Source organism: uncultured Brachyspira sp. (genome assembly GCF_944393015.1).
GTDB lineage: Bacteria > Spirochaetota > Brachyspiria > Brachyspirales > Brachyspiraceae > Brachyspira.
In genome coordinates, this window is record NZ_CALXYQ010000029.1 from 1 (window position 1) to 11,909 (window position 11,909).

Genomic DNA, 11,909 nt, shown 5'->3' on the forward strand with positions numbered 1-11,909 from the left:
TTATTATACACCTGTGTTATACTTCAAGAAATTAAGGAATACTTAATGCAATATGTCTGGCTCCTGTGCATTTTTTATCATATTTTCATAAAAAAAACACTCTATGAAATTTGAGTTCATAGAGTGAAAGTAATGGGTTTGTATATATATCTTAAGAGCGCAACAAATGACGTTTGTAGCTATACTATATATAACATAATAAATAAGAAACAGTAAAAATATATTTAATTTACCATGTTAAAAAGTAGTATATCATCATCAGATGTTTTTATGCATAAAGTATTATTATTATAAGATATATAATTGGCTTTATTAAGAAGTTTTAAATATTCATCTTCAGCTTGCATATCAGCTTCAGGACCTGCCATTAAAGTTGATATTCCTGTTTTACTCATTGTTATTTTACCATCCTTTATTTCAAATGGTATATTATAGTTATTAACTCCAGATTTTCCTACAAATGAATTATTAGTTATAGATAAAGTTATTTCTGTACCTTCAAGCATATTTGATAATTTGAATTCTTTTCCTGAATACTCATTAACATCAAAATAATCTTCTACGAATCTCAATATTGCAGCATCATTAGCTATTATAATAAGTTCTTTTCCTTTTAAGTACATATATTTAGCATTTTCCATATATTTTGAGAAATCTGCTTCAGCATTCATATTTTCTTCAGGGCCTGCCATTCTAGTCATAGCTAAACCATTAAATTTAATTTCATTGCCGTTTATATTGCTATATGAAGTTTTGTAAGTGTTTACACCAGAGAAACCATTTACTTGATTCTCTTTACCATAAAAAGACATAGTTATTTCTACATTAGGATATTTATAGAAATTTTTCAATAAAAATGTTCTTCCTAATAATTTATTGCCTGATATAGAATCATCTTTAAATATTAATTTTTCACCTGATTTTGTAGTTATTTCTAAATTTGTTATTGATAATGTGATATTAGATGCTTCAGAAAGTAATGTTGTAAATTCCTGTTCTGCTTTCATATTTTCTTCAGGGCCTGCCATCATAGTAGAGCCTAATGCACCTATTGATATTACATTATTATTAGTTAAAGTATATCCTGCGAAGTATCTATTAACACCAGAAAAACCATAAACTTTATTAGTGTCAAATCCTATTGTTATACCGATTTCAGGGTATTTATTTTCAAGAATAAATTCTCTGCCGTATAAATCATTGTAATTTAAACTTCTTTTTGTGAAAGATAATTCTTTGTTTTCAGAAGTTTTTATTGTTAATTTATCATTTTCTAATGAAACAGAGTTAGCTTTGCCTAAATCAGTTAAAAATTCCTGTTCTGCTTTCATATCTTCTTCGTTTCCGGCCATTAATGTTGCTCCTATATTTGTACCTAAAATTATTTGATCATTGCTAATACTAAATGATGTAAAATATCTGTTTATGCTGGCATTTCCATAAACATTGCTGTTTTCAAATCCTATTGTTATTTTAGGATTGCTTGTAAGATAGAATTCACTGCCATTTAATGCTTCAAATATGTTTGTGTTTTCATTGTTTTTTTGAGAGCATGATGATAGTAGTAAGATTAGAGATGATAGTAGTAATAGTGTTTTTTTCATTTTTTACCCCAATATAATTATATTTTAGTTTTTATATTCTATTTTAAAAAAATAGTATTGTCAATAAAACAATGGGCTTATGATTAAGGAAAACCATAAGCCCATCAATAATAGTGTTAGGAGTCTGATAATAATGAATAATTGCTTTGTTAAATATAATAACTTATTTTCTCCCCCTTAGTAAAATAAGTTCATAATAAAAATACATATATAATTATTATAACCAAATATAAACTTTTTAGTAAAATTAATTATTAGAAAAAAGTATATATATGTATAATCTCTATATATTAAAAATAATATAAAATTCTAAAAAATCAATTGAAAAATAAGAAAAAATAAGTTATCATATTATAGTTTACATAATAAAATCCGATAATCAATATTGCAGGTGTTTATGTGTAGTATAAGAGAAGCACATATAGAAGATGCTGAAAATGTTGTAAATTACATAGTAAAGGTGTCTGATGAAACTAATTTTATGATGTCTGATTCTAATGAAAGGGAATTAGATATAAAAAAAGAGGAGGAATTTTTACAAAGTATACAAAAAAGCATGACAACTAAGATGTTTTTATGCGAAATAAATGGTGAAATTATCGGAATATGTAATTTGAAAGGTATTGATAGGAAAAGAGTAAAGCATAGAGTTAATTTAGGAATAAGCGTATTGAAAAAGTATTGGGGTAATGGTGTAGCCAAAAGACTTATCAATTATGCTATAGCTTATGCTAAAAAAAATTCTATAAAAAAGATAGAATTAACTGTCAGAACTGATAATGAAAGGGCCTTAAAACTATATAAATCACTTGGTTTTTTCATAGAAGGTGAGATAAAGAGCTTTTTTTGTATTGATGATGTTTATTATGATTGCTATATAATGGGGTTGTTTATTTAGTTTGATACTGTATAAAAAATTTGTACACTGTATTAATACTGTAAATAGTATATGAGCGATAAAATTTATTATAATGGATTGTAAATTAGTTAACATAATACTTGACTATTTTATGATAATATGTTAACTTTATGGAAGTTGTAAATATTATCGATTTCAGAAGAAAAAAGATTAGAAAAAATTTATAAAATTGGAGTTCTCAAGATGCGAAAGTTTCTAATGGTATTTTTGGTATTATGTTTACTTGTACCGGTAGCAGCTTACGCTCAAGAGAATACCCAAATACCAATACCTACAATAGGATTAAATGTTACTCAGGCTCAAACACCTCAGCAGGTTAGTTTGGGACTTCAGATATTATTTCTTTTAACAATATTGTCATTATCTCCATCTATAATAATAATGACAACAAGTTTTATAAGAGTTTCAATAGTATTAAGTTTCGTACAAAGGGCATTGTCATTACAGGAAACCCCTCCAAGAGCATTGATAATGGGGCTTTCACTATTTCTTACATTTTTTATAATGATGCCCACATTAACTCAGGTAAATAATGAGGCACTTCAGCCGTATTTGAACGGATCTATAGGTGTCAATGAATTATACAGCAGAGGCATACAGCCTATAAGAATGTTTATGTTTAACTCTTTAAGAGGTGAAAATGGTATGAAGAGTTTGGATTTATTTCTAAGTATAAGTGATACTAATATAAGACTTAGAGATATTCAGACAGTAGATGATTTGAATAGGATACCTACTATAGTAGTAGTACCTGCATTTATAATAAATGAGCTTACTATAGCATTCAAAATGGGAATATATTTATTTATACCGTTTATTGTTATAGACTTGGTTGTTGCTTCTATACTTATGGCAATGGGTATGATAATGCTTCCGCCTATTATGATATCTTTACCGCTTAAAATAATTTTGTTTGTTGCGGTAGATGGATGGAAACTTCTAATACTTCAGATAGTACAGAGTTTCCAATAAATATAGGAATATATTTTGCTGCTTTATATAGTTAATAATTTTTTAAGGAAAATTTTATGAGCGATACTTCTATTATTGTTTTAGTACAAGAAACTTTATGGGTATTTATGCTGCTTTCAGCTCCTGTTTTGGGGGTATCAATTATTGTTGGATTGATAATCTCAATACTTCAGGCTACTACAAGTATTCAGGAGCAGACTTTAACATTTGTTCCTAAAATGATAGCTATGTTGGCAGTGATATATATGTTAGCTTCTTGGATGCTGAATTATACTAGTGCGTTTACTGTTAGGTTATTCAGCATACTTCCAACTATAGCTAGATAATTTTGTTGGGTGTTAAAAATAGTTTATAGAATCAATTAGGGAATTAATAATGGATAATTTCGTGAATTTCTTTCAAATTTACCTGCTCATTATGGTAAGATTTGTAGCTATACTTATGGTAGCTCCATTATTTTCTTCTAATGTTATACCTAATACTATAAAAATGGCATTAGCTTTCATTGCTACAGCGGCTATATTTCCATTAGTTGCTAATATAAATGTTCAGGCAGCTCCTACTTTTGTTGAATACTTTTTAACATTGGTAAATGAAGCATTAATAGGAATATTAATAGGATTCTTAATGTCAATCATATTTACTGCTTATCAGGTTATGGCTAATTTCCTTGAAATACAAATGGGATTCGGTATATCAGAAACGGTTGACCCTATATCTCAAGTTACAGTGCCGGTATTAGGACAATTACAGTCTTTAGTTGTTGTATTATTATTTATAGCTATAGACGGACCTAGCTGGGTAATTAGAACTTTATTTTATAGCTTTAAGGCTATGCCTGTATTGAGTGATGCTTCAAAGGCGGTATTCACTTCATCGTTTAGCGGTGTTATAGACAGAATGATATATTATATGAGTTCTTTATTTTCTGTAGCTCTTTCTTTATCTTTGCCTATAATGCTTACTTTGTTTTTATTATCATTAAGTTTGGGATTATTAGCGAAGGCAGCCCCTCAGATGAATATTTTAATGCTTGGTTTTCCTATGCAGATAGCTGTTGGCGTGGCTGCTTATTATATTTTGATACCAGTTCTTGTTTCTAATTTTATGAAAGTATTAGAAACTACTATAGCAGATGTTAATAATATAATAACTTTCTTATCCGGAGGAACAGTATGATTAAAAAAATACTTTCTTCTATATTTGAATTGTTCATTATATTCAAAGCTAAGCTATACAGAAAATATTTGCGTCTTACAGGAAAAGGATATGTATTAACATTATTTGCTGCTCCTGAAGATGAAGGCAGAACTGAACTTCCTACTGAAAGAAAAAAGAGAAAGGCTAGAGAAGAAGAGGGACGTGTTGTTAACTCGGCTGAAATAAATCAGACTCTAGTTTTAGCAGTTTCAATAGCTGTGATAGCTCTTTTAACTACATATTTTACTCATACAGTAGCACAATTCTTTATTAACGTAATGAATAAAATATCTAATGCTGATGCTTCAATAAATAATGCAGCTTATACAGATATGTTATTAGAGATATTTGTTCTTTTAGCAAAAACTGCCGGAATTATTATGGCGGTTGCTTTGGTAGTTGGTGTTGGCGTTAATTTGGCACAGACTCAGTTTTTATTTACTACAAAGAAATTAAAACCTAATTTTAAAAGAATAGCCCCTACTTGGTCTAACTTTAAAGAAAGAGTATTTATATCATCTCAAAACTTGATGAATTTGGCAAAAATACTTTTTAAAATGATTATGATATCAATTCTCACTTTTACTACTATATATGGAAAACATACTGAAATATTTAATATGGTTAATATGGGTTTGAGTCAGGCTATGAATTTGTTTTTCTTTATAGTTTTAGAAATGCTAGCTAAAGTAATTATATTTATGATAATAGTTTCTGCTTTCGACTATTTCTTTCAAAAAAGACAATACATTAATAGTTTGAAAATGACAAAGCATGAGATGAAAGAAGAGTTTAAAGAGATGGAAGGAGACCCTTTAGTAAAAAGTCAATTGCAGGAGATGGCTAGAAAGATTGTAAGCAGAACAATGCTTAAATCTGTACCTGAAGCGGATGTAGTTATTACAAACCCAACTCACTTTGCAGTTGCTTTGAAATATGAAAATGGAGATTATGCCCCTGTAGTAACAGCTAAGGGAGCAGATCATATAGCATTAAAAATAAAAGAAATAGCTAGGGAAAATGATGTTCAAATAGTTGAGAATAAACCTTTAGCCCGTGAATTATATTACAATGTTGAGTTAGGACAGTATATACCTGAAAAGCTATTTCATGTTGTATCAAGGATACTTGGCGAGGTATATAGATTACGTAATGAAAAAATGGCAAGGGCTATATAGGAGGAATAAAAAGTGGCAACAATGAATGGTGCTAAATCAATTTTAGATAATATAAAACTGCCTTCTAATCTTAGCAGGCATACAGATATAATGTTTGCTGTAGGTGCGGTTATGGTAATAATGATGCTCGTTATACCATTGCCTTCTTTAGTATTGGACTTTTTGCTTATAGTAAATATTATAGTATCATTATTAATATTACTTATGGTGCTTAGTATAAAAAGTGCTAATGATTTTAGCGTATTTCCTTCTGTACTTCTTGTTATGACAGCTTTCAGACTTGCTCTAAATGTATCCACTACAAGAGCTATTCTTACAGAGGGGGCTAATTTTAATGGTAAAGTTATTACAGCATTTGCTGACTTTGTAGTAGGCGGAAATATAGTTGTAGGTGTTGTAATATTTATAATTCTTATAATAGTACAATTTGTTGTAATCACTAAGGGTGCTACAAGAGTATCAGAAGTAGCAGCAAGATTTGCATTAGATAGTATGCCTTCAAAGATGATGGCTGTTGAAAGCGAACTTCAGGCAGGAGCTATCACAGATAAAGAGGCAGAAGAAAAGAGAAAAAAGATTAGAGGTGAAAGTGATTTTTACGGTACTATGGACGGTGCTTCAAAGTTCGTACAAGGGGACGTTATAGCCGGTATCATAATCACTGTTATAAACATAGTAGGCGGACTCATCATTGGTATGACAATGAGAGGAGAGCCTTTTACTCAGGCAGTTAATGCTTATACTCGTTTTACTGTTGGTGATGGTTTGGTAAGCCAGATACCTTCATTCTTTATGAGTTTTGCTACAGGTTTATTAGTAACTAGAAGCAGCAGCGAGGATAATTTGTCTACTCAAATAGCAGTACAAGTTTTTGCTAAACCTAAGAACTTATTTATAGGTGCAGGTTTCGCATTCTTCCTAATGCTTTTACCTGGATTCCCAAAGATTGCATTATTCGTAATAGCTTTGGCTTTATTCTTAGCAGGATATGCTTTGAAGAAAGAACAGCAGGAGCTTGGACTTAATGAAGACGGAACAAAAACTGATGCCGGAGAACAGGTGCATCAAGGTCCTTTAGATGTTACGCCTTTCTTGAAAGTAGAGAAGATAGAGCTTTCTGTTGGTGCTTCTCTTATACCTTTAGCATTAGAATCGGAAGGCGGGGATTTAATCAATAGAATAAGTCAGATTCGTAGAGAGCTTGCTTTAGAGGTTGGGCTTGTAGTCCCTCCTGTTCGTATTGTGGACAACAGTGTAATAGAACCTGATGAATATACAGTGAGTATAAATGGTACTGAAATGGCTAAAGGATTCGTTCGTCCTAATATGCTTTTAGCTTTGAATGCTAATTCTCCTGACGGCCCTTCTCCTGATTGTGAGAAAGTAAGAGAGCCTGCATTTGGACTTCCTGCTTATTGGATTAAAGTTGATGAAAAAGATATGGCAGAGAAAAAAGGCTTTATGTTATTTCAGCCTACTTCAGTTATTGCTACTCACTTCAGCGAAACTATTAAGAGAAATGCTAATCTTCTTATCGGACGTGAAGAAGTACAGAATATGCTTGATCTTATTAAAGATGATCATAAAGCTCTTGTATCTGAAGTACTTGCAGCCAAGCCTCATAATGAAAGTCCTCTTGGATATATACAAAAAGTATTGCAGAATCTTCTTCAAGAGGAAGTGCCTATCAGAAACAGTGTTGCTATATTAGAGGGTGTTGCTGATGCTATATCAATTATGGGAAGCGAACAAGCTACTGAACTTGTAAGAAGCAGATTGGCATCTCAAATATCTCAGATGGTTGCTGATCAGGACAGAAATATAAGAGTTATTACTTTAAGTCAGCAGCTTCAAAATAATATAGCTCAGAACCTTGCTAATACAGGTAATTTACAAGGTTCGCAGATGATAGCTATGAGTTTTGAAAGTATGCAGAACTTAATTAAAAATATAAAAGATGCAGTTAAACTTGTAAGCGATTCAGGAGTTGATGATATAGTATTTTTAACTTCTCCTATTATAAGAAGACCTTTGTATCAGTTTATAGCTAAGAATGTTGGTAAGTACAAGGTTATAGCTACTACTGAAATAGCACAGGGGTATAATGTACAGGGTATTGCTAGTATAAAATAATGAATGATGAATGCCTTATTGGGCGATTAAGATATAAATAATAATATATTACTTGGAGTTACAAGATGAAAACTATAAAAATTTTTGGAAAAAACAGAGAAGAAATTGAAAAACAGGCTAGAGATAAGTACGGTGAAAGCTATTTTATTATTAGTGTGAGAGAGAGCAAAAGAAAAAACATATTCGGAATGATTAAAAAAGAGTTTGAAGTTTCTATCGGCATATTAGAACAATATTAATAGTGATTTAAGGTGAATAGAGGAGATATAAAATGGTAGATATACGCACTATTAGAGGGAAGGATAAAACAGATGCTTTCGCTAAAGCTAGAGTAGAATTCGGCGGCAACTTTGTTATTTTAACTAGTAAAGATATAAAAGTGGGCGGATTTTTAGGGCTTGGAACGAAAACAGAACATGAACTTAGAATAATGCTTAACAATTCTATTTACGATAGAAAAAATAATTCTATGAATGAAGATAAATCTTATTCAGATGAAGAAGATGAAATGCATAGAACAAAACTTTTAAGCGATAGAATAGAAATGAAAAAACATTCATCTGAAACTATAGATGCAAGTGAAATGGCAGACAGAATAGTTTCTATAACTAAAGCCTTGAAAGAAAAAAGTGCTAATAGAAATAGCAGCTTTTCTAATAATAATTCATCACGTTCTAGTTTTCAGGAAAATTCTTATAGTACTGAAAATGAAGATATACCTGAAGAACTTTTAAATGATAATAGTACTAATAATACTACAAAGGCTAATATTATTGAAGAAAAAATAGAAGATAATAATACGAGAGAAAAAAGCGTAGATAATTTTATTCCATTACCTAATTTTAGTAATAATCAATATTCTAATTTTCAAGGTTCTACATTCGCTAATATGAGAAATCCTATGCTTTCAGATTATTCTAATAACAATAGTTTTTCTCCTATTAATAATTACAGCAATTTTACTGCTAATAACAATATACTTAATAATAGTATACCTAATAATAGCTTTATGAATAATAGTATGAATAACTTTAATAATAATGTTATGTATAATCATACTAATCCTGCTAATAATATTAATAATAATCAGAATAATATTAATCAAAATAATATTAATCAAAATAATAATAGTAATTCTGTAGATGATAATGTAAAAAAAATAGTTCAGGAACAAATAAGAGATATAATAAAAGAATATTTAGAAAATAATATTCCTAATATAAATTTAAATAAAAATAACTCCAATAATTCTAATATAAATGAAGATTCAAAATATCAAAATAAACTTTCTCATTCAGATACTTCTTCTGATGAAGATGAAATAAAAAATGCTATAGAAGAGATTAAAGAATCAAGAAGAGAACAAAGAATAATAAGAGAGCAGAGAGAATCTAGAGAAGAAAATAATTTAAGAGAAAGCAAAAACAATATCAGAGATTATTTTAATGATGATATAAAAGAATCAGATTATGATAATGAAGAAAATGATATTGAGGATAATGCTGAAGCAAATATTGCAGATGGAATGGAAGAAAGTTTCAGTTATTTAAGAGACAGAGAGTTTCCTGAAGAGATATTACTTGAATTAAGAGAATATTTACTTACATCAAGTAATGCAAGATTCTTCCAATCTAAAGATGTTATAAGAGAAGAAGTAGAAAAGTATTTTGCTGAAAGATTAATACTTTCTAATGGTATAGAAGTAGGAACAAAGAAGAAGATTATAGTATTTGTAGGGCCTACTGGTGTAGGAAAAACAACTACAATACCTAAAATAGCAGCACAGTATATGAAATCTGGTAAAAAAGTTTCTTTTGTAACTATAGATAATTACAGAATAGCAGCAGTTGATCAGCTTCAAAGATATGCAAGCATAATGAAAGTACCATTTACAAGTGCTAGTACTCCTGAAGCTTTGAGAGCAGAGATTAGAAAAATGGATAACTCTTCATTGTTATTTATAGATACTATGGGACGTTCTCCTAAAGGTGCTGAAGATATAGTTGCTATGTCAAAATATTTCACTACAGTTGGAAGATTTGATATGGATATTCAGCTTGTTATGAGTGCTACTGCAAAGTATAAAGATGCTTTGAAGATATTAAACGGATTTAAACCTACAAATTATAAAGGTGTAATACTTACAAAAGTTGATGAAACAGATTATTTGGCTTCTTCAATTTGTGCTATTACAAAGAAGAAACTTCCTATTACTTATATAACTCATGGACAGGGTGTTCCTAAGGATATATCTACTGCTAAAAAATATGGTTATAAAATAATGGAAGGTTTATTCGGACATTAAAATAAAGTTTTACAAAAAAGAAAAAAATAATTTAGGAAATTTATAAAGTATTATGAAAGATCAAGCTGATGAATTAAGAAAAATGATGAGTATGAAAGATAAACGTCCTCAGCGTATTATAAGCATAGCAAGCGGTAAGGGCGGAGTAGGTAAAACTAATATAGCAATTAATTTATCCATAGCATTGCAGCAGCTTGGACAAAATGTGATTTTAGTTGATGCAGACCTTGGACTTGGTAATGTTAATGTTATACTTGGAAATATGCCTGAATATAATTTGTATCATGTTATTAAAGGTGTGAAAAAAATACATGAAATTATACTTGAAACAGATTATGGTATAAGATATATAGCAGGAGCTTCCGGATTTTCTTCTTTAGCTAATTTATCCGGAAGAGCTTTGACTAAATTAGTTAATAGCATGGATTCTTTGAATGATGCTGATATAATAATAGTTGATACTGGTGCTGGAATTTCTGATAATGTTTTATATTTTCTTCTTTCTTCAGATGAAAGTATAGTAGTTACAACTCCAGAGCTTACAGCTATATTAGATGCTTATGGTGTAATAAAATCCATAGCACCTGAAAACGCTAATGCTGATATAAAAATATTGGTTAATAGAGTTACTAAGGCTTCTGAAGGTAAAGAAGTAAGCGATAAGATTATTATGACAAGTAAAAAGTATTTGGATATGGATGTTAAATATTTGGGACATGTTATGGAAGATAAAACTATTCCTTATGCAGTTTCTCAGCAGCTTCCATTCTACCAATATGATAATAAATGTCAGGCTTCTATGTCAATACATAATATAGCTAAGAGAATAATTGATATGGAATATGATGACGGCAGAGAGGTAAAAGGTTTTGGAGGATTTATGGAATCCTTATTATCTTTTGTAAGTAAAAAATGATAAAATAAATAATTAAATGTTTGCAGAGGGATTTTATGAATAATATACTAGAAAAAGTAAAACAGTATTTTTCATCTAATTTTGGAAAATTAGATGGTATAATATCTATTTTATCATTTATTGTAACTCTTGTTATGTCTGTCCTATATAAAAATAGAATAGATATATCATTACTTAAAGCTTTATTGTCAGGCATAATAACTTTGGCAATATTGTTTTTAATAGGCTTGCTATTGAAAAGATATTTAGGTGATATTATAGAAAGCAGTAATGTAAGTACAAATATGGATATGGATTATAATTCATTAGATGATAATTCTATTAATAATTCTAGTGATGATCCTATTAATAACCTAGATAATATTAGCAATAATACTGATGATTTTAATCCAGATAGTATAACAATATCTCCTGATTCTATAAATCTTGATAGAAAAACTAATTCCAAACCAAGCCCTGCTAGTTCAGGCGGTGATATAGGTGATATAGTATTTGGAAAATCTCCTTCTAGCAGCAGTACTAGTTACAGTACTTCAAGCAGCAGTATGTTCCCTGATAAAAAAGTTTCTGATAATGAAATGATAAAAGAGGTTCAGGAAGACCCTGAAAAAGTTGCTAAAGCTGTTAGAACTATGATGGCTAAAGATGAAAAAGATGATAAGTAAAATATATTAAAAAATAA

General features: G+C 29.6%; 11 protein-coding genes. 10 read left to right on the forward strand and 1 reads right to left on the reverse strand.

Annotation, left to right across the window (positions count from 1 at the left end; all coding sequences use genetic code 11):
* Nucleotides 1-224: 224 nt before the first annotated feature.
* A complete protein-coding gene (locus Q0K19_RS10075; protein WP_297247657.1) occupies nucleotides 225-1,604 on the reverse strand; it encodes an META domain-containing protein in 1,380 nt (459 codons plus the stop codon).
* A 397-nt stretch (nucleotides 1,605-2,001) separates the two neighbouring features.
* Here Q0K19_RS10075 and Q0K19_RS10080 point away from each other — a divergent pair, with 397 nt between their 5' ends.
* From Q0K19_RS10080 to Q0K19_RS10125, 10 genes are all read left to right on the forward strand, one after another.
* Complete coding sequence (locus Q0K19_RS10080; RefSeq protein WP_297247658.1) at nucleotides 2,002-2,502, forward strand: GNAT family protein; 501 nt, start codon at nucleotides 2,002-2,004, stop codon at nucleotides 2,500-2,502.
* Nucleotides 2,503-2,706: 204 nt separating this feature from the next.
* A complete protein-coding gene (gene fliP, locus Q0K19_RS10085; RefSeq protein ID WP_297247659.1) occupies nucleotides 2,707-3,495 on the forward strand; it encodes a flagellar type III secretion system pore protein FliP in 789 nt (262 codons plus the stop codon).
* Nucleotides 3,496-3,551: 56 nt separating this feature from the next.
* Nucleotides 3,552-3,821 (forward strand): flagellar biosynthesis protein FliQ, encoded by a 270-nt coding sequence (gene fliQ / locus Q0K19_RS10090; RefSeq protein ID WP_297247660.1) that lies wholly within the window; start codon nucleotides 3,552-3,554, stop codon nucleotides 3,819-3,821.
* A 49-nt stretch (nucleotides 3,822-3,870) separates the two neighbouring features.
* Nucleotides 3,871-4,674 (forward strand): flagellar biosynthetic protein FliR, encoded by an 804-nt coding sequence (gene fliR, locus Q0K19_RS10095; RefSeq protein WP_297247661.1) that lies wholly within the window; start codon nucleotides 3,871-3,873, stop codon nucleotides 4,672-4,674.
* Nucleotides 4,671-5,873 (forward strand): flagellar biosynthesis protein FlhB, encoded by a 1,203-nt coding sequence (flhB, locus tag Q0K19_RS10100; protein WP_297247662.1) that lies wholly within the window; start codon nucleotides 4,671-4,673, stop codon nucleotides 5,871-5,873. The genes fliR and flhB overlap by 4 nt, the downstream gene beginning before the upstream one ends.
* Nucleotides 5,874-5,894: 21 nt before the next feature.
* Nucleotides 5,895-8,006 (forward strand): flagellar biosynthesis protein FlhA, encoded by a 2,112-nt coding sequence (locus Q0K19_RS10105; protein WP_297247683.1) that lies wholly within the window; start codon nucleotides 5,895-5,897, stop codon nucleotides 8,004-8,006.
* Nucleotides 8,007-8,071: 65 nt separating this feature from the next.
* Nucleotides 8,072-8,245, forward strand: coding sequence for a hypothetical protein (locus Q0K19_RS10110; RefSeq protein WP_008725115.1), 174 nt, complete (start codon nucleotides 8,072-8,074; stop codon nucleotides 8,243-8,245).
* Between the two features lie 32 nt (nucleotides 8,246-8,277).
* Nucleotides 8,278-10,311 (forward strand): flagellar biosynthesis regulator FlhF, encoded by a 2,034-nt coding sequence (locus Q0K19_RS10115; protein ID WP_297247663.1) that lies wholly within the window; start codon nucleotides 8,278-8,280, stop codon nucleotides 10,309-10,311.
* A gap of 52 nt (nucleotides 10,312-10,363) precedes the next feature.
* Entirely contained in the window at nucleotides 10,364-11,227 is an 864-nt protein-coding gene (locus Q0K19_RS10120) for a MinD/ParA family protein (RefSeq protein WP_297247664.1), read from the forward strand.
* Nucleotides 11,228-11,262: 35 nt separating this feature from the next.
* A complete protein-coding gene (locus Q0K19_RS10125; protein ID WP_297247665.1) occupies nucleotides 11,263-11,892 on the forward strand; it encodes a hypothetical protein in 630 nt (209 codons plus the stop codon).
* The last annotated feature ends 17 nt before the right edge of the window (nucleotides 11,893-11,909 follow it).

Coding starts and splice junctions, on each gene's coding strand:
- Q0K19_RS10075 (WP_297247657.1), bottom strand. CDS start 1,604: ATGAAAAAAACACTATTACTACTATCATCTCTAATCTTACTACTATCA.
- Q0K19_RS10080 (WP_297247658.1), top strand. CDS start 2,002: ATGTGTAGTATAAGAGAAGCACATATAGAAGATGCTGAAAATGTTGTA.
- fliP (WP_297247659.1), top strand. CDS start 2,707: ATGCGAAAGTTTCTAATGGTATTTTTGGTATTATGTTTACTTGTACCG.
- fliQ (WP_297247660.1), top strand. CDS start 3,552: ATGAGCGATACTTCTATTATTGTTTTAGTACAAGAAACTTTATGGGTA.
- fliR (WP_297247661.1), top strand. CDS start 3,871: ATGGATAATTTCGTGAATTTCTTTCAAATTTACCTGCTCATTATGGTA.
- flhB (WP_297247662.1), top strand. CDS start 4,671: ATGATTAAAAAAATACTTTCTTCTATATTTGAATTGTTCATTATATTC.
- Q0K19_RS10105 (WP_297247683.1), top strand. CDS start 5,895: ATGAATGGTGCTAAATCAATTTTAGATAATATAAAACTGCCTTCTAAT.
- Q0K19_RS10110 (WP_008725115.1), top strand. CDS start 8,072: ATGAAAACTATAAAAATTTTTGGAAAAAACAGAGAAGAAATTGAAAAA.
- Q0K19_RS10115 (WP_297247663.1), top strand. CDS start 8,278: ATGGTAGATATACGCACTATTAGAGGGAAGGATAAAACAGATGCTTTC.
- Q0K19_RS10120 (WP_297247664.1), top strand. CDS start 10,364: ATGAAAGATCAAGCTGATGAATTAAGAAAAATGATGAGTATGAAAGAT.
- Q0K19_RS10125 (WP_297247665.1), top strand. CDS start 11,263: ATGAATAATATACTAGAAAAAGTAAAACAGTATTTTTCATCTAATTTT.